The 19,328-nt window shown below is 33.0% G+C and carries 17 protein-coding genes and 1 pseudogene; 8 read left to right on the top strand and 10 right to left on the bottom strand.

All coding sequences use genetic code 11. The annotated features are described in order from the left end of the window. The first annotated feature begins 30 nt into the window (after window positions 1-30). Entirely contained in the window at window positions 31-1,440 is a 1,410-nt protein-coding gene (locus CD129_RS10860) for a DHA2 family efflux MFS transporter permease subunit (RefSeq protein ID WP_115337770.1), read from the top strand. 458 nt (window positions 1,441-1,898) lie between these two features. Here CD129_RS10860 and CD129_RS10855 read toward each other — a convergent pair whose 3' ends face one another. Then, window positions 1,899-3,317 (bottom strand): MFS transporter, encoded by a 1,419-nt coding sequence (locus CD129_RS10855; RefSeq protein ID WP_115337771.1) that lies wholly within the window; start codon window positions 3,315-3,317, stop codon window positions 1,899-1,901. 283 nt (window positions 3,318-3,600) lie between these two features. On the opposite strand from CD129_RS10855, the gene merA reads away from it, so the two are divergent. Next, entirely contained in the window at window positions 3,601-4,923 is a 1,323-nt protein-coding gene (merA, locus tag CD129_RS10850) for a hypothiocyanous acid reductase MerA (protein WP_115337772.1), read from the top strand. 261 nt (window positions 4,924-5,184) lie between these two features. On the opposite strand, the gene CD129_RS10845 is transcribed toward merA, so the two are convergent. After that, window positions 5,185-5,802: a TetR/AcrR family transcriptional regulator gene (locus CD129_RS10845; protein ID WP_115337773.1), complete on the bottom strand. Its 618-nt coding sequence runs from the start codon at window positions 5,800-5,802 to the stop codon at window positions 5,185-5,187. Window positions 5,803-5,957: 155 nt separating this feature from the next. Here CD129_RS10845 and CD129_RS10840 point away from each other — a divergent pair, with 155 nt between their 5' ends. Beyond that, window positions 5,958-7,241, top strand: a complete 1,284-nt coding sequence (locus tag CD129_RS10840; RefSeq protein ID WP_115337774.1) for a YhgE/Pip domain-containing protein — start codon at window positions 5,958-5,960, stop codon at window positions 7,239-7,241. Window positions 7,242-7,360: 119 nt separating this feature from the next. On the opposite strand, the pseudogene mhqD reads toward CD129_RS10840, so the two are convergent. The 4 genes and pseudogenes from mhqD to CD129_RS10820 form a co-directional block, all read right to left on the bottom strand. Then, window positions 7,361-7,951 (bottom strand): annotated as a pseudogene (mhqD, locus tag CD129_RS10835) (methylhydroquinone degradation carboxylesterase MhqD). Window positions 7,952-7,968: 17 nt separating this feature from the next. Further along, complete coding sequence (locus tag CD129_RS10830) at window positions 7,969-8,577, bottom strand: flavin reductase family protein (RefSeq protein WP_115337775.1); 609 nt, start codon at window positions 8,575-8,577, stop codon at window positions 7,969-7,971. A 26-nt stretch (window positions 8,578-8,603) separates the two neighbouring features. Next, window positions 8,604-9,563: a ring-cleaving dioxygenase MhqE gene (gene mhqE, locus CD129_RS10825; RefSeq protein ID WP_115337776.1), complete on the bottom strand. Its 960-nt coding sequence runs from the start codon at window positions 9,561-9,563 to the stop codon at window positions 8,604-8,606. Window positions 9,564-9,647: 84 nt separating this feature from the next. Next, window positions 9,648-10,079 (bottom strand): MarR family winged helix-turn-helix transcriptional regulator, encoded by a 432-nt coding sequence (locus CD129_RS10820; protein WP_078358527.1) that lies wholly within the window; start codon window positions 10,077-10,079, stop codon window positions 9,648-9,650. A gap of 529 nt (window positions 10,080-10,608) precedes the next feature. On the opposite strand from CD129_RS10820, the gene CD129_RS10815 reads away from it, so the two are divergent. Then, on the top strand, window positions 10,609-11,505 hold the full coding sequence (locus CD129_RS10815; RefSeq protein WP_107509745.1) for a PLP-dependent cysteine synthase family protein: 897 nt from the start codon (window positions 10,609-10,611) through the stop codon (window positions 11,503-11,505). Between the two features lies 1 nt (window position 11,506). Beyond that, window positions 11,507-12,649 carry an aminotransferase class I/II-fold pyridoxal phosphate-dependent enzyme gene (locus CD129_RS10810; RefSeq protein ID WP_115337777.1) on the top strand — a complete coding sequence of 381 codons (1,143 nt, stop codon included), beginning with the start codon at window positions 11,507-11,509 and terminating at the stop codon, window positions 12,647-12,649. Window positions 12,650-13,086: 437 nt separating this feature from the next. Here CD129_RS10810 and norA read toward each other — a convergent pair whose 3' ends face one another. Continuing rightward, window positions 13,087-14,235, bottom strand: coding sequence for a multidrug efflux MFS transporter NorA (gene norA, locus CD129_RS10805; protein ID WP_107509747.1), 1,149 nt, complete (start codon window positions 14,233-14,235; stop codon window positions 13,087-13,089). A gap of 153 nt (window positions 14,236-14,388) precedes the next feature. Here norA and CD129_RS10800 point away from each other — a divergent pair, with 153 nt between their 5' ends. Then, window positions 14,389-15,204 carry a MerR family transcriptional regulator gene (locus CD129_RS10800; protein WP_107509748.1) on the top strand — a complete coding sequence of 272 codons (816 nt, stop codon included), beginning with the start codon at window positions 14,389-14,391 and terminating at the stop codon, window positions 15,202-15,204. A gap of 316 nt (window positions 15,205-15,520) precedes the next feature. Here the strand turns inward: CD129_RS10800 and CD129_RS10795 are convergent, their stop codons facing one another. From CD129_RS10795 to CD129_RS10785, 3 genes are read right to left on the bottom strand one after another with little or no spacing between them, the layout of a single operon-like run. Continuing rightward, the gene (locus CD129_RS10795) at window positions 15,521-16,204 is read right to left on the bottom strand and encodes a hypothetical protein (RefSeq protein ID WP_115337778.1); all 684 of its coding nucleotides are present in this window, start codon (window positions 16,202-16,204) and stop codon (window positions 15,521-15,523) included. Then, on the bottom strand, window positions 16,197-17,078 hold the full coding sequence (locus tag CD129_RS10790; RefSeq protein WP_115337779.1) for an ATP-binding cassette domain-containing protein: 882 nt from the start codon (window positions 17,076-17,078) through the stop codon (window positions 16,197-16,199). The genes CD129_RS10795 and CD129_RS10790 overlap by 8 nt, the downstream gene beginning before the upstream one ends. Next, window positions 17,065-17,436, bottom strand: coding sequence for a GntR family transcriptional regulator (locus CD129_RS10785; RefSeq protein WP_115337780.1), 372 nt, complete (start codon window positions 17,434-17,436; stop codon window positions 17,065-17,067). The genes CD129_RS10790 and CD129_RS10785 overlap by 14 nt, the downstream gene beginning before the upstream one ends. Before the next feature lie 241 nt (window positions 17,437-17,677). Between CD129_RS10785 and CD129_RS10780 the strand changes: the two genes are divergently transcribed. After that, window positions 17,678-18,280: a DJ-1/PfpI family protein gene (locus CD129_RS10780; protein WP_107509752.1), complete on the top strand. Its 603-nt coding sequence runs from the start codon at window positions 17,678-17,680 to the stop codon at window positions 18,278-18,280. 40 nt (window positions 18,281-18,320) lie between these two features. Then, complete coding sequence (locus CD129_RS10775; RefSeq protein WP_107509753.1) at window positions 18,321-19,220, top strand: Mph(C) family macrolide 2'-phosphotransferase; 900 nt, start codon at window positions 18,321-18,323, stop codon at window positions 19,218-19,220. Window positions 19,221-19,328 lie beyond the last annotated feature (108 nt).

Here is a 19,328-nt window from a genome sequence, read left to right as displayed (position 1 = left end):
CACTAGTAAAAGGAGATTAAAGATTTTATTATGATAGCAGAAGTACAAGTCAAAAATCCAAAAACGATGGCCCTAATATTAATGTTAGGTGCTTTTATTGGTTTATTTGGAGAAACAGCATTAAACATGGGTTTAACGAACGTAATGCAAGATTTTGATATAAATGCACCAACTGCTCAATGGTTAACGACTGGTTATTTATTAGTCCTTGCTATACTCGTACCAATCTCAGCCTATTTAACACGTTGGTTTACAACGAGACAACTTGTATTAGGTGGATTTATTATTTCATTTATTGGTACATTATTTGCAGCATTTTCACCAATATTTGCTGTATTAATGCTTGGTCGTGTGATACAAGCTGTAGGAACGGGTATTATCTTACCTGTTATGATGACAGTTATGCTTAACATTTTTCCAATAAACAAACGTGGTGTTGTTATGGGAATTATGGGATTAGTCATTACTTTAGCACCAGCTATTGGTCCAACTTTATCAGGTATTATTATTACAACATTAAGTTGGCATTTCATTTTTTGGTTTAGCGCAATATTTTATGTTATTTTAGCAATCATTGCATTCATTAACATAAGCAATGTATCGGAAATCACGAAACCAAAAATTGACTTTATCTCAATCGCTTTATCAACAATCAGTTTCGCAGGTTTAATATATGCTTTAAGTACAATGGCAGAAATATCTATCACTTCTCCAATTGTATGGTTACCATTACTTATAGCTATAATAGCTTTAATTCTGTTCAGTACACGACAAACGAAAATGAAAGAACCAATGATAAATTTAACAGTATTTAAACACCCGATGTTTACATTAGGTATTATTATGATTTTCTTATTAATGCTTGTTATTTTATCAACTGCCATTTTATTACCTATTTATTTAAAAGGAAGTTTACTATTATCAGCAGCATTAGCAGGTCTAGTGTTATTACCAGGTAATGCTACAAACTTCGCATTATCACCAGTAATAGGATCACTATTCGATAAATACGGTGCAAAATACTTTGGTATAGCTGGATTTTTAGCAATACTAATTGCAAGTGTAGGATTTACAATCGTCATTTCAGCAACAACACCCGTTTGGATCATTCTATGTTTATTCATCGTATTATTTATAGGCGTAACAATGGTAATGATGCCAGCACAAACAAACGGCTTAAATCAACTTCCACCTCAGTTATATGCAGATGGATCAGCAGCAATGAACACATTAATGCAAGTAGCAGGTTCAGCCGGTACAGCATTAGCAATTACACTATACACAATCGGCCAACAACAAGTCACTGGAGGGTCTAGTGATTTAGGCGAACGAGAAATCATCGCACACGGAGTAAGATTTGTATTTTACTTTATAAGTGTCGTAGGTGCATTAGGACTTATCACATCATTATTTGTGAAAAAGCCAGATTTCAGTAAATAAGGGTTAAGAGCTGGGACAGATAAATTGTCCCAGCTCTTTTTTTGTATGGAGGAAGTGGAGGTGGGTGTTAGGTGCTGGGTGCGGGGCTTGGGTTTGGGGTTGATTGCCGGTCTTGGGTTCGGGGCTTGGTCAGCGTAGGTCATGCGCTAACTGGCAGAATTCTGGATTATGCTCCTTAGAAAGCCCTAACTGGCAGAATTACGAATTGTGCTCCTTAGATTGTTCTTACTGGCATAATTCTGAATTGTGCTCCTTAGACACTAGTTCTTACGGACATTTCTCAGAATTTTGTCCCTTACAGCACCTTACAGTCCCCTTCTTACTTAGCATCGCCACGCTACGTAACGCTCATTCCTTCATAAATCTCTTACCTCTCTATCCCCACACTAAAAAAACACCAATCTGTTAATCGTAATTAACGGATTGGTGTTCTATTTCTATATATGACCTTCTATATCTTAGTCTACTTTTACTTTATTGTCTTGTAATTCTTGCTCGTTCCACCATAATGCATCTTTTGGATTTTTCACGGCATGGTCAAATTCTTTTTCAGATGATACTGTCGGATATGATCCTTTTAATGCTTTTCCTGAAGTTGTCTCAAATAGTACTAGTATTGTTGAAAATCCTATTATACTTACAGCTGTTAAATAATATGCTGGTGCTAATGGATTTTGTGTTGCGTGTACTAACCATGTTGAAACTAACGGTGTTGTACCACCAAATATTGAAACAGACACATTAAATGTAACGGCTAATGTACGGTAACGAACGTCTGTATAGAATATGCTTGGTAATAAACTTGGCATTGCGCCTTCATATGTTGATAAGAAGAATCCAAGTATGAATATACCTAATGATACGAACATTAATTGGTTAAGTCCCATTAAATAGAATGACAATAATGAAAATGCTGTTAAACCAAATGTACCGAGTAGTACGACTTTTTTGTTGCCTACTTTGTCACTTAAGCGTCCGAAGAAGAATGCTAGTGGTACCATTACGACCATTACGCTTGTAATTAATACTGTACTCACTGTAGAAGAAATACCAATTACTTCATCTAAATATGATGGCATATATGAAAGTAGCATATAATTTGTAATATTAAAGAATGCTACTGTGATAAAGCATACGAAAATATCTTTTTTATGATTTTGAATAATTGAACCGAATGATTCTGGTTTTTCTTCATTATCTGATATTTCATTTTCAAAAATTGGTGTTTCGTCTAAGTTTTTTCTTAAGTATAAACCTACTAAACCAAGTGGTGCTCCTAAAATAAATGGAATTCTCCAACCCCATGCTTGCATTTGTGCATCTGATAATCCAATAAATAAACCACTAGCTAATAATGATGCGAGTATGTATCCTGCTAAAGTACCTATTTCTAAGCCACTACCTAAAACGCTTCTTCTGTTATCTGGAGAAGATTCAGCAATATATACCATTGCGCCAGCGTACTCTCCACCTGTTGAGAAGCCTTGAATAATTCTAGCGATTAATAATAGTACTGGCGCCCAAATACCAATTTGATCGTATGTTGGTAATAGACCAATTAATAAAGTTGAAGCTGCCATTAAAACGATCGTTGTGGTGAGGACTGTTTTTCTACCGAGTTTGTCCCCAATTCGACCAAATATAATACCACCGAGTGGTCTCATTAGAAATGCAATCGCAAATGTAGCGAAAGTAAATACTAATTTCAATTCATCATTTTCAACAGATGTGAAGAAATTTTTACTGATGATAATTGCTAAATAAGAATAAAGACCAAAGTCAAACCATTCCATAGCATTACCAATACCTGTTGCATAAACACTTTTCTTAGTTTGATTCATATCTACAACATTGATTTTATTTTTGTTGAATTTCATGTGTTAGTAAACTCCCTTTCAATATAGTTATGTATGTTAACAGATTGAAAAATTAAAACAACTGTAATAATACACTTTTGTAAAAGGTCATCACTTGTGAAAAGCACCACAAACATACAAGCTTATTAGCCTTATAAGTGGTCAACCAATTTTGTAAAATTTCTCTTTTTTCTTGAATTTTTCGAAAAAATTCCTCTCAACACACAGTGCAAGAAAATAGTCAGACGCTTAAAATTAGATTATAATGGTAATAACAATTTATCTATAAATGGAGGTTAAATTCATGAAACATTATGATACTTTAATCATTGGTTTTGGGAAAGCTGGTAAAACACTTGCTAAATTTTTAGCGGGACAAGGTCAACAAATTGCAGTTGTTGAACAAGATTCTAATATGTACGGAGGTACTTGTATTAACGTAGGTTGTATACCTAGTAAAACTTTATTACATGAAGGTACTGAGCATCATTCATTTTCAGAAGCGATGAATCGTAAAAAAGATGTTGTATCTGCTTTAAACAAGAAGAATTTCAATAATCTTGATTCAGATGACAACATTGATGTATATACGTATAAAGCTCAGTTCAAAGACAATGAAACAGTCATTCTTATAGATAAAAATGATAAAACTGTTGAAACTATTCAAGCGACTAATATTATAATTAATACTGGTAATCGTTCAAATATACCAGACATTAAAGGAATTAAATCTACTGAAAATATTTATGATTCTAAAGGCATAATGTCACTAGATAACTTACCAGAAGAACTTGTAATAGTTGGAGCTGGGTATATTGCCTTAGAGTTCGCGACTATTTTTACAAATCTAGGTAGTAAAGTAAAAGTGATTAATAACAATAAACACGTATTAGTTACTGAAGATAAAGATGTAGCATCTAAAATATATGAAGAGTTTATAAATAGTGGCATTGAATTTATAGACGAAGCTGAGGTTACAGAATTTTCAACTGAAGATAATCGTCCAGTTGTGCACACATCTCAAGGTAAAGTTGTAGGAGATGCAGTATTACTTGCTACTGGTCGTGTTCCAAATACAGACCTTGCTTTAGAAAATACTGATATAGAACTTGGAGATCATGGTGAAATTAAAGTAAATAAATACTTACAAACTACAGTAGACCATATATATGCAGTTGGTGATGTTAAAGGCGGCGCACAGTTCACTTATATTTCATTAGATGATTACCGAATTGTAAAAGATCATTTAACAGGTGACAAACAACGTACTACTGAAAATAGAGGACACGTTCCATACACAGTATTTTTAGACCCACCACTTTCACGTATTGGATATACTGCAAGTAAAGCTAAAAAAGAAGGCTATAATATTAAAGAAGGACAACTTGAAGTTAAAAATATTCCACGCCATAAAGTGAATAATGACGATAGAGGATTATTTAAAGTAGTAGTAGACGCAGATACTAATCTGATATTAGGTGCTAGTTTATATGGTAAAGAATCAGAAGAAATTATTAATTTGATTAAACTTGCGATGGACCAAGAAGTACCATATACAACATTAAGAGATAATATATACACACACCCTACAATGGTAGAATCATTTAACGATTTATTTAATATATAGAATATTGGAAAGAAACTGAGACAAATTAATTTGTCTCAGTTTCTTATTTGTTGGAAGTCTATTTAGCTTGTCGGGCAAGTCTTGATAAATTCAGACGTTCTATGTTGCTAGTTGGGCCTGTCTTGCAATATTCAGACGCTCTATTTATCATGTTGGACCTGTCTTGCAATATTCAGCCGTCCTATTTATCATGTTGGGCCTGTCTTGATAAATTCGGGCTCTCTATTTATCATGTCGACACTGTCTTGATAAATCCGAGTGTTATTTCTCCCTTTTCTCATCTACTAATCTCTTCATTATGGATAATGGTCCGGTTGAAGCAATTGTTGAAATATATTGTACAAATTCATCTATCGAGACTTGTTCATGGTCTGAGACCCAATATTTTATCATCGACATCATAGACCCGATTACATAACTTAAATAATAATTGACTGGTATACCGAAGACATCTTCTTTATTTCCTATTAAATGCATTAAGTTACTTCTCACTATGTCCGCTATTTGTTCTTCAATCTTACTTTTTCTCTCTAAATTAAATATAATTTGATAAAATTCTAGATTTTCACTTATATGCCTAACGACATTTTTTATAATTTTTTCTGAAAAGTCTTCGATAAAGGTTACAGCATTTTGATTATTTATATCTAATTTTCTAAAATCTACAAAGCTCTTTATTTTTTCAATTTGTTCGTCTTCCATTTCTTCAAGCAGCGCATATTTATCTTCATAATTTAAGTAAAATGTTCCTCTATTTACATCAGCTAAATCTGATATTTGTTGTATTGTAATATATTCGATATTTTTTTCTTTTAATAACTGTATAAATGCATTTTTAATAGCTTTTTTACTTTTTCTAACTCGTCGATCTTCTGCCATAATTTTAAAATCTCCTTTTTAAATGAACATATATTAAAGTTTTGTTCATTAATAGACGTATTGTTAATAATTGACCATTGTGTATATGTTGAATTCCATTATAATAAACAATGTTATTAATAATCAACACCATGTTCATTAAAAGGAGATAAATTATGAATATTTTTAAAAAGAAATTATTTTGGCTAACACCTATTATTGCAATCACGATTCTTATACTTTTAGCAATCGCATTTATTCCAGCATACAATCCAGAACCTAAATCTGTACCAATTGCGATTGTAAATCAAGATAAAGGTACAACCATGCAAGATAAGCAATTGAATATCGGAGAATCTTTTTCTGAAAAAATTAAAGACAATAAAGATCTTTCTGAAAAAGTGAAATGGATAGCAGTCGATAATAAAAAAAATTTAGAACAAGGTTTTAAAGACAATAAATATTACGGCGCATTAATTTTAGATAAGAATTTTTCAAAAGATTCAATGAGTAAAGTACAAAAAACTGTTCAAGATGCAAAAACGAAAGAAATGACAGACAAAATTAAAAGTGGTGAAATCCCACCAGAACAAGCTAAAAAAATGCAAAGTCAAAGCAAAGTTGAGCCTGTAAAAGTTAAACAAGGACAAGTTGAAATCATTGTGAACGAAGGTGCAAGTATGCAAGGATCACAATTAGCTACAACTATGCTTACAACAATTGGTGACCAGCTTAACACACAAATCTCTAAACAAAGCATACAAACTTTAGAAAAAATGAGCGTAGACGTTGCACCTTCTGACATTCAAGAGATAACAAATCCTGTAAAAGTTGATAAAAATAATATAAACAAAGTAAAATCACATCAAGGAAATGGAAATATGCCATTCCTCATGTTCACACCAGTTTGGCTAGCATCATTAGTTGGATCTGTGTTACTATTCTTCTCATTTAGAACGAGTAATAGTATTACAGTGAAAAATCGCATAATTGCTTCATTAGGACAATTAGGCGTTGCCATTGCCACAGCATTAGTTGGTGGATTCGGATATATTTATTTCTTAACCGGTATACTAGACGTAACAATTGATCATCCTAATCGAATCGCACTATATATATCCATAGCAATATTGTCATTCATTAGTTTAATACTTGGATTTATGACATGGCTAGGTATAAAAGTAGTACCATTATTTATGGTGTTGTTATTCTTTAGTATGCAACTCATCATGCTACCAAAACAAATGTTACCTCAGTTCTACCAAGATTATATGATAGGCTGGAATCCATTTAGACATTACGCAGACACTTTAAGAGAACTATTGTATTTAAATCATAGTATAGAACTTAATAGCACAATGTGGATGTACATCGGATTTATTATCTTCGGAGGCATTTCCACAATCTCAGCTGCAATCATAAGAAAGCACAATCCAAAAAGAACGGAAGTACCATCTTAATAAAAATAAAAAGACCTCTCCCAATCCGATAAACTTACTTTCGGATGGGCGGGTCTTTTTTTATTGTGTATCGTTTATTAAAGGGGCGCGGTCTTAGGGTTAGTCTTACAATTTCCTAACTATAATATTTCGCGTGCTGCTAATACCGCTTCTTGAGTGAGTTCATGGCTATTTACCCACGTTTCACTCACTGTTGCGTTACGTTCTTTAAATATTTGTATTACGCGTTCGCTTTGTTCTTTTGTTACGATTGGGTCTCTTTCACCCATTGATAAAAAGACATTAAAGTCTGATAGATCTTTATTGTTATTTTGTAAATCTACTGGATATAATGGTGCGAATAGTAATGCTTTTTTGAAAGGTGTTTCTTCTCTTAAAATAATGTTGATTGCGATATTCGATCCGTTTGAAAAGCCTACTGGTATAACGTCTTCTAAGTTAAATTCATATTCTTTTGCAGATTCTTCTATAAATTGATATAGTTCTTTCCCTCTATATTCTAAATCTTCTACGTCTTATTCACCTTCAGCTAATCTTCTAAAATATCTTGCCATACCGTTTTCAGATACTTCACCTTTAACACTTAATACACTATAAGTAGGGTCTAACATTTCTGCTAATGGCAACAAATCTCTTTCGTCTCCACCTGTACCGTGTAATAACAAGAATACTGGCTCCCCTTGCTCACCTTGTTTAAATATATGATTCATTCTTTTCATCTCCATCATTATTGTGGTCTTTCGATTGTAAATGTTTTACCGATTTCAGCATAATCATTGCCTGCAAGTCTGCTTACCGCGCCTAATTCATCTTTAATAATATAACCATTATCATAAATCGCTTCATCGAAATGATAATATTTTATTTCTAAAAGTAGTAAGTCTGATACAGGTTGATCACCATTTTTAATGACGACATCTTCTTTTAACACAGCTTCAAATCGTACTTTACTTTGTTTTAAACCTGGAACTGAAACTTCAACAGAATCTACAGTTTCAAATTCAGTGCGATCCATTTCACTTTCATCCGGACCTAATAACGCTGCCGTTTGGTTCGCATCTTCTACATTATCTGTATCAACGATGTGCACAACCGCTTCTTTATTCTGTAAAATATTACGTGCTGTATCTTTCGGTTCACCGTTCACTCTTTGTACTGCTATAGACAATATTGGAGGGTTCGAAGATACAATGTTGAAAAAGCTAAATGGTGCTATATTCAACAATCCACTGTCAGATTGTGTTGTAACAAGTGCTATCGGTCGTGGAATGACCGAACCAATTAATAATTTATAGTTTTCTTTTTGTGTGAGTTCTTCAGGTCGTAACTTCTTCATTAGAACCTCTCCTTTTAATGTCATTATTATTTTCTGCTAGTATCAAATGGTTTAACTTCAGATTCAATGAAGTCACGTTTTGCTTCTAAGAATGGTGGTAATGCTAGGCTTTCACCTAATGTTTCATAAGGTTCGTCTCCCATAAATCCTGGTCCATCTGTAGAAACTTCTATTAATATATGTCCAATTCTTGCATATAAAGCTTCAAAATAGAAACGATCAACATTACCTGAGTTACCAATACGTAATTCATTATATTTTTCTTCCCATGCTTTAATTGCATCATGGTCTTTCAATCTAAATGATACGTGGTGAACTTCTCCGTAACCTTGTCTTGCTTCTGTACTTTGGTCATCTTTTCTTAAAATCACTTGACCACCGTTACCGCCTTCTCCAACTTCAAGAAGTGTTACATCATCTTCTTCCATAATTGGTGTCATACCGAAGACTTGTTTCATTACAGATTTAAAGTCATCATAATAACTTACTGTAATCTCAATTGGGCCTAAACCATAGATTGCTTTATCTTCAGGTACTGGACCATTTTTCCAAGGAATACCTGGTTTAACACCATTATTTAATTCGTCAGAAATTAATTGGTATCTTTGACCATCTTCTTCTTCAAAAGGTAATACTTTTTTACCAAATAAATCTTGTATACCGTCATGTTTTACGCCAAATTCTTCAAAACGATTCAAGTAATATTCTAGTGCTGCATCATTAGGTACTCTGAATGCTGCACGGCTAATTGAGTTTGTACCTCTGCTACCTTGAGGGTTGTTTGGAAAATCAAAGAATGTCATGTCTGTTCCTGGTGAACCTTGATCATCTGCGAAAAATGTATGATACGTATAAATATCATCTTGGTTTACTGTTTTCTTAACTAAACGCATACCTAAAATTTCTGTGAAAAATTTATAGTTTCTTTCTGCATCATTTGTCATTGCTGTTACGTGGTGGATTCCTAAAAGTTCATTGTTATTCATTATAAATTCCTTCTCTCTTTTATTTTTACATTTGATTTTATTTCGATTTCGAAATAATTTGATGTAAAAAATTATGCGCCAATCCTACTCAGTAGAAAATGCGCTTATCTTTTTGAGTGCTCTGCGAAATATAGCAAGTTCTTCGTCATCTAATATAGAGAATGCTTTCTCTATCGTTTCAGCATGTTGTGGAAAAATCTGTTCCATGAGCGCATGCCCTTTTTCAGTAAGTACCGCATACGTAATACGTTTATCTTCAGTATCTTGTCGACGCGTTACATAAGCTTTCTTAACTAATTGGTCAATAACATAAGTTGTACTACTACTTGCTATTAGAATACGTTGTTTAACCTTTTGAATAGGCTGATCACCTTTATGATACAAAAGTTCCATCACAGCAAATTCAGTAATATTCAAACCATAGTTCTTCATATCTTGCTTCACAATACGGTCTAACGTGTCATTCGTACGCTTTATACCTACTAAAGCTTTTAATGATTCCTCTGTTCGGTCCATGTCATCACCTACCTGTATATTATTTCGATTTCGAGATAACTATAACGCGGCTAAAAATAAAAGTCAACAGTTTTGAGTATAAAAATTATACTAATTTGAAAATATGGTGATATCGGGATATTTTAGGGGCTCTATTTATCATGTTGTGCCAGTCTTGATAAATTCACGGGCTCTATTTATCATGTTGGACCAGTCTTGCAATATTCAGACATTCTATGTTGCTAGTCGACTCTGTCTTGCAATATTCAACCACTCTATGTTGCTAGTCGGCCCTGTCTTGCAATATTCAGCCGTCCTATTTATCATGTTGGACCTGTCTTGATAAATTCTCGGACTCTATTTATCATGTTGTGCCAGTCTTGATAAATTCAAGGGCTCTATTTATCATGTTGGACCTGTCTTGATAAGTTCGGGCGTTCTATTTTTTCAATATTCTAATAAATTTAATTTATTTGCTTTTTAAAAACTAATCACATATAATCCTTATTGAAATACTATGTTTTATAATAATTAATATTGGGGTAATGGGATGAAGGCTTTTGATTTAATTGGAAATACACCGCTCGTACTATTAGAACATTACAGTACTGACAAAGTAAAAATATATGCCAAACTAGAAAGCTATAACATAGGCGGAAGCATCAAAGATAGATTGGCTAAGCATTTAATTGAACAAGCAATTGCTCAAGGTGAACTTAAATCTGGGGATACAATAGTAGAAGCTACTGCTGGTAATACTGGTATTGGACTTTCTATTGTAGCTAATCATTACAATATCAACTGTGTTATCTATGCACCTGAAGGATTTTCTGAAGAAAAAATGAGTATAATGAAAGCTTTAGGTGCTGATGTTAGAAGAACACCTCGTTCTGAAGGCATGATTGGTGCTCAACAATATGCTAAGAAATTCGCTCAAGATCATAATGCTTATTACATTAATCAATTTGGAAACAAAGAAAATCCACAAGCTTATGTAAATACATTAGCATCAGAAATACTTGAACAATGTCCTGACATCAAATACTTTGTTGCTGGTGCTGGTTCAGGAGGTACTTTTGCAGGAACCGCTTCAGTAATGAAACAACATGATGTCCATAATATCATTGTAGAACCTGAAGGCAGCATTCTAGCTGGTGGAGCAGAACATTCTCATGATACTGAAGGCATTGGTGTTGAAAAGTGGCCGATTTTTCTAGATCGTTCTTTAATTCATGACATTAAAGTCATTAGTGATCAAGATGCATTTAACAATGTGTCTGGACTTGCATTAAATGAAGGTATTCTTGCTGGTAGCTCATCTGGTGCAGCACTGGAAGCAGCAATACAAGTTTCCAAAGAAATAGAACAAGGACATATCGTTGTTGTCTTTCCAGATAGTAGCGATCGTTATATGTCTAAAAATATATTTAACTACGGAGGAAAATAAAATGAATAAAAAAACTTTACTTATACATGGTGGAAAAACAACTGACGCATATACTGGAGCTGTAACAACACCAATATACCAAACGAGTACATACGAACAAGATGCTATTGGTGAATTAAGACAAGGATATGAATATTCTAGAACTGCTAACCCTACTCGTACAGCATTGGAAACTTTAATTGCTGATTTAGAACATGGTACGAATGGTTATGCATTTGGCTCAGGAATGGCAGCTATATCTGCTGTTATTATATTATTAGATAAAGGTGACCACATTTTAATAAACTCAGATGTTTACGGTGGTACTTACCGTGCCTTAACTAAAGTGTTCACACGCTTTGGCATTACTTTTGATTTTATCAGTACAACTAACATCGAAAATATCGAATCTTCTATTAAAGAAGAAACTAAAATGTTATTCGTAGAAACACCTTCAAATCCTTTATTACAAGTTACGGATATTAAAGCAGCAAGCAATGTTGCTAAAAAGCATAACATCTTAACTGTTGTTGATAATACATTTATGACACCTTATTATCAAAATCCTTTAGATTTAGGAGCAGATATCGTACTTCATTCTGCAACAAAATATTTAGGCGGTCATAGTGATGTTGTTTCAGGACTCGTTGTTACTGCAAATGAAAGTCTTGGAGAAAGAATTGGTTTCATCCAGAACTCTACTGGAGGTATACTTGGACCACAAGATAGCTACTTATTAACACGAGGTATTAAAACACTAGGTTTAAGACTAGAACAAATTAACCGTAACGTTAAAGAAGTTGTTGAATTATTGAAAAATCACGACAACGTTGTTAAAACTATCCACCCATTAAACGAAGACCATGTTAACCGTGATGTACATTTTGAACAAGCATCAGGATATCCAGGTATCATTTCTTTTGAAGTAGCAGACGTAGAAAAAGCAAAAGAAGTTATAAAACATACTAAACTATTCACTTTAGCAGAAAGTTTAGGTGCAGTAGAAAGCTTGATTTCAGTACCAAGTTTAATGACACATGCATCCATACCAGCTGAAATTAGACATAAAGAAGGCATCGCAGACGGTATGATCAGACTATCTATAGGAATAGAAGATACAGAAGACTTAGTAGCAGACTTAAATAACGCATTAAATCAAATATAAAATGTAGAACCCTAGGACGCGTGTTGATAAGATACGCGTCCTAGGGTTTTTTTGTAGGAATTATAATGGAATAATCGGTATCAATTGGCGTGCTATTTATCATGTTGTGCTTGTCTTGATAAGTTCACGAGCTCTATTTATCATGTTGGACCTGTCTTGCAATGTTCGGCTGCTCTATGTTGCTAGTCGACCCTGTCTTGCAATGTTCAGACTCTCTATGTTGCTAGTCGGACCTGTCTTGCAATGTTCAGCCTCTCTATTTATCATGTTGGACCTGTCTTGATAAATTCACAGGCTCTATTTATCATGTCTGCCCTGTCTTGCAACATTCACCCACCCTATTTATCATGTTGGACCTGTCTTGATATATTCGAGTTACTTTATACCCTTTTCCAACCAAAAGAGCTGAGACAATTTATTTGTCTCAGCTCTAATTTTTAAAATTTCAATTTATCTGGTCTGTAAAATACAATAATTACTGATGCTACTAGGAAGAATGCCATTGCTATATACAATGGAAAATCTATACTAATATCAAATGCTGCGCCGGCTACTAAAGGTCCGATTAAGTTACCGACACTTGTTGCTGCCGAGTTTAATCCACCTGCTGTACCTTGATTATTACCGGCTAATTTTGAAAAGTAGTTCGTCATGGATGGTCTGATTAAATCAAATCCAATAAATATAATGAAACTTACTAGCATTACCGTTAAATATTTTGAAGCCATTAAGAATGCTCCTAAAACTAATATCGAATATATTAATGAGAATAATGTTAACTTAATTTCACCTATTTTTCCTACTAGCTTTTCAAATAAGAACAGCTGGAATATAACCCCTACTATTGCGCCACCTGTAATGGCGATAGATATATCTTTCGGTTCGAAACCTACTTTTTCTGCTGTATATAATGAGAACATGGTTTCTGTTGATGCTAAACCATATGAAAGTATGAGCATTATAATAACAGGTACTACAAACAATTTATATGGAAATGGTTCTTTAACTTTTTTCTTACGTGTCTCATGTGTTTCATCTTCATCACTAGCTTCTTTTAATAAGAATATCGAGAATAATAAAGCTATTATGCCTAGTCCACCTGCAAAATAAAAAGGCATTCTATGCGAAATTTCTGCTAAGAATCCTCCTACACCTGGTCCAACTATAAACCCTGTATTTATTACTGCTGACATATAACTAAAGTTCTTCGCTCTAGTCTCATGTGTTGATAAATCACCGATCATACCATTTACACCTGGCATGACAAACGCTGCACTAATCCCACCTAATACTCTTGATAATAAAAGTATTGAAAATGAATTACCTACCGCAAATATAAATTCTGAAATGGAGAATAATAGGAGGCCAATAATGATAATGATTTTTTTACCAAATTTATCTGCAAATCGTCCTCCAAATGGTGAAGCAATCATTTGGAATAATGCGAACACTGCTACAAGTACACCCAAATCTGTACCATTCAAATCTAAATCCTTTAAAAACGTTGGTAAAACTGGAATTACGATACTAATTCCTAAAAACATTAAAAATATATTAAAATATAAAACATTTAACTTACTCTTCATTTTAGACCTCCTTATTCAATACTTTCACAAATTTTATCTGATTTTCACTATATTCTAATCCATTTAGTTGGATTTTCATAACGTTTTGCAATCTTTAATATATACAATTTATAGTGTATAGTAACTATACAGTCAATAGAAGGAGAACAATTTATGCAAAAAATTAATCAAATACCTATAAGTGAGTTTGCTAGCTTAACAAATGTTAGTCGTCAAACGCTTATTTACTACGATAAAATCAATCTTTTCAAACCTGATTATAAAAATGAAATTGGCTATCGCTACTATTCTATAAAACAAATTGAACTGATTAGTGTGATCACATTACTAAAAGAATTAGGCATGCCACTAAAAGAAATCAAAGAATATACACAAAACAAATCACCAGAACACTTTTTAAATTTAATGTATCAACAGAAAAAGACGATTCAAGAACAGAAGAAACATTTAGAATATAATGAAATGATTATCAACGATAAAATTCAGCTCATTAAAGAAGCTATACAAACACCATTTGATGACATTACATTACAAGAAATCGAAGAAACAACATTTTATATAAGTGATAATATCGCAAATGCTTCAGAACTTGATTTTTTAATATCTATTAATCAATTTATTGTAGAACTTAAATCACATGGCCTATTCTCTAGCCAACCGATTGGCATTATATCCAATATGAAAGATATTTTAAATGGAGAATACAATAATTATAGTTACCTATATGTTAAAATTCCTAACTCTAAAAATCATTATACAAATACCATTACGTTAAAAGGTCAGTACTTAATTGCTTACCACCTAGGATTAGATAAAAATATAGAAGTAACGTACTCAAAATTGATACAAAAAATAGAAGAAATGGATTTAAAAATCGGTAAATATGTCTATGAAGAATTTGTATTCGATTCAGTTATTAAAAATAATGAAAATGAATATATAACGAAAATAATGATTGAAGTGGAATAAAATCTTCCCTCAGGCGTCAGCATTTTACAAAATTGTTACCAATATCTATTTTTTATAAAATCTTACGATTTTGTTCGTGCATTTGCCAGAGGGTATGGTTCGAGCCTGTAGTCTCTCTCGCATACTATTCCCTCAGGCGTCATCACTTCACAAAATCGTTCTCACTATCTATTTTCACAAAAAAATAAAGCACTTTCGTTTAATTTAATTTAATTAATAAAAATCAAATTAACGAGGTGCTTTATTTATAAGTTATATCATTCTTAAATAATACTACCACGAGTAACGTGCTTACTTCCTGTACTCGATTGTATTATTAAAATTTTAATTTAACATTTATGAGTATTGGATAAATTAATAATGCTAAAAGAATTCCGATAGCACCTAATATATGAAACATTTCATATATATGATGATATACCCATTTGAACAATGGTGTGAAATCTCCAAGTACATACCATACAAAGACTATTACGCCTATTAAAAATAGTCCTATTAAAGTTGGAATGATACCAACACGATACATAATTGCACCGATGAAGAAACAAACACCAGCAATAAAAATAACTGATAAGATATCTATCCACATATTATCGAATCTATTGTTATGTTGTAGGAAATCTCCAACTCTCATTAATGTAACGTTACTATTTGCAATATTTGCAGTAAGTTCTAATAAGTAGCTAACGATTTCATGCACTGCTAACAAACATACAATAAATATAAAGTAGCTTAACCACAAACTGAAAATATATTGCTTTCTCGTAGAACCGAGTTGAACGGCTGATTTAAAAGGGTCTCCATACAAGAAAAATGTTAAGAATCCTAATATACCGTATATTGGTCCAGATAATAAAGGTTTGAAAGACTCAGTTGGTTCAATATAGAAGCCAATGATAAAATAAATTACAGCTAATGCTAAAAGTACGATACTAAATGTATAAAATTGTAATTTCAATTCTTTACCTATTATAGAAAGCGAGCCTCTTAAATCACCCATTATTAGCCTCCTTTGACATCGTTATATTGACTAAGTAATCTTGAATACTTGCTTTATCTACTTTAATATTCAACGCTTTACATTGTTTAATCAATTCTTCGTTTAATGGTATATCTGCCATAATTTTATGCTGATTCATAATTGTAGATTGTTCAATTACTTCATTATTAGAAACAACTTGCTGAATATCTTCTAACTTACCAACCAATATTGCTCCTCTAGATTGAAAATATTCAATAGGTTCGTTTAATTTCACATGATGTTCAGAAATGACAACTAGTTTTTCACATAGTTTTTCAATTTCTTTAATATGATGAGTAGCAATCAAGATATATCTTGGATCTGCTTCAAATGATTCTCTAAGTGCTTTAGTAAATACTTTTCTCATATAAGCATCTAAACCGTTTGTTGGCTCATCTAACATCGTAACTGGTGCATGACTTGCTAATCCAATTACAGACTGAACCATAGATTGCATACCTTTGGAAAAAGTCTTAATTTTTTTCTTTCTTGGTAACTCGAATAAATCAATTAAATAATCTGCTTCTTGTTGATTCCACTTATCGTTAAACATTGAAGCAAATTTCATAGCATCATTTACATTCCATGTCTTACCAAAAAAGTGATTTTCCCTTAAATATGTGATTTGCTTAGAAGCTGCTACATTATTATATGGATTAAAATCTAAAATGGACACTTGTCCTGAATTCTGTTTTTCTTGACCTGACATGAGTTTCATTAACGTCGTCTTACCTGAACCATTACGTCCCCATAATCCTATAATCATAGGCTGGTCTTCTTGTAAATTTAAATCTTCCAGTACATATTCATCCTTGTACTTAAACGACATATTTCTAATATCAATGATTGTCATAGTCTTGAGCCACCCTTCTTATTAATTCTTCTTTATTTATATTGAGTCTCTTCGCTTCTTTAACCATGTTCTGGATATAAGTGTTTGAGAAATCTTGCATTCGTGTATTTACAAGCTTGTCGCGCGCATCTTCAGCTATAAACACACCAATTCCTCTTCGCTTCGTCACGATGCCTTCATCCATCAACAGTGCAATACCTTTTTGAGCCGTCGCTCTATTAATATTGTAAAAGTTTGAAAGTTCCGTTGTGGAAGGTATTTGTTCGCCTTCTGACAAAAGTCCTTCAACTAAATCATCTTTAATCATATCTGCAATTTGCAAAAATATAGGTGTATCATCATTTAATGTAGGTTTCATATTCATTCTCCTTATCCTATAACACGATTGGTTGATTAGTTGTGTAAGTAACTATAATATTATTCATGTTATTTGTCAAACTTCTTCGAGTTAATTATCCTATTCATAACGTCATAACACCTATTATATCAGTATTTTAAGCGTATTAAATTTTTATAAATTAAAAATATATAGTTATCATTTGCATAACCACAACATTTGTAGCAATCTAAAGTTAATCATAAAAAAAGGTGGCTAAATTATGAAAAGAGCATTAGTCTTACTTACAGAACAATACGCAGATTGGGAATTAAGCTATGTTGCAGCAGAACTGTCTATGTCACATTCGTTTAAAATAGATACTGTATCGTTAGAAGAACCAACAGTAACATCCATCGGTCAAATTAAGACCATCGTTGACTATACAATTGAGCAAATTTCAGAACCATATGACGCTTTAATCGTTATAGGCGGAAACAGTTGGCCATCAATAGAAAGTGAGCAGCTTGTACAGCTCATTAAGACATCATTAGACAAAGGCATCGTTGTCGGTGCAATATGTGGCGCAGTAGACTTCTTAGCAAGAAATAGCCTACTTTCAGGATTCAAGCATACAGGAAACGACTTAAACACATGGACAACAGACGATAAATTTAAACAATACACAAACTCAATAGACTTCGTAAATGAAGACAGCGTAATAGATAAGAATCTCGTTACAGCAAACGGATCAAGCGCAGTAGACTTTGCATTTAATGTCATTCAAGCATTAGGATTATTAGATGAGCGAGAAGCGGAAAAAAATAAATACTTCTATAAATCAGGATATGTAGCGTATAAATTGAAATACGGAGAAATTGGGTAAATTTGTGGAGTGAGTAAGGGAAATAAAAGGAGCTAATCATATGACTCATCTAAATGATATTGTGAAAATCTCAAAACAATACGGTCTAAATATTCAATCAGAAACAATTTCTTTGAATGAATCAGGGTTAGATTTTCAAGTTGCTTTTGGTGAAGACGAACATGGACAAAAATGGGTATTGCGAATACCAAGACGTGCAGATGTATATAAACGTACCCATTCTGAAAAACAAATTGTAGACTTTCTACAAGAACATGTATCATTTGAAGTACCAAAATGGAAAGTACATGAAGAAGACCTTATCGCATATCCAATGCTTCAAGGTATACCCGTAGCAACAATCGATCCTGAAATACAGAATTATGTTTGGGAAATTGAGCACAAACCCATTCCCGATAATTTTGTAAACACATTAGCTGAAATACTTGTTGATTTACATGGTATACCAGAAGATATAATAACTAATAAACACATCTCTACAAAAACTATACACGAAATAAAAAGAGACTTTCAAAATAGAATGCATAAAGTCAAAGAGACGTATGGTGTATCAATTGAAATATGGAACAGGTGGCAAAGATGGATAGACAATGACGAGCTCTGGCCAGAACATGCAACAATGATACATGGTGATTTACACCCAGGACATATAATGGTAGATAGCGAAGCAAACGTAACAGGACTTATAGACTGGACAGAAGCAACCCATTCTGATCCATCAATGGATTTCATGGGACATCATCGCGTATTCGGTGAAGAAGGTTTAGAACAAATCATAACTGCTTATAAAAAAGCAGGAGGAAACACATGGCCAAGAATGAAAGAGCATGTCATAGAACTCAATGCAGTCTTCCCACTATTTATCGCAGAATTTGCAATAGAGTCCGGAGAAGCGGCTTATGAAAGTATGGCAAAGAAAGAATTAGGTGTGGAAGAATAAAGGTAAAAAAACAAAGCCTATCTGAACTGTACCCTGTCAAGTAGACAACTAAATAATAAAAATGGATTTTTGGTCGAATTCATAGCTAAGCTATGGATTCGGCCATTT

Origin of the sequence: Mammaliicoccus fleurettii, from assembly GCF_003970575.1 — a bacterium.
Classification (GTDB): domain Bacteria; phylum Bacillota; class Bacilli; order Staphylococcales; family Staphylococcaceae; genus Mammaliicoccus; species Mammaliicoccus fleurettii.
Note: the sequence above shows the minus strand (reverse complement) of the source record. Positions and strands in the feature narration are given on the sequence as shown.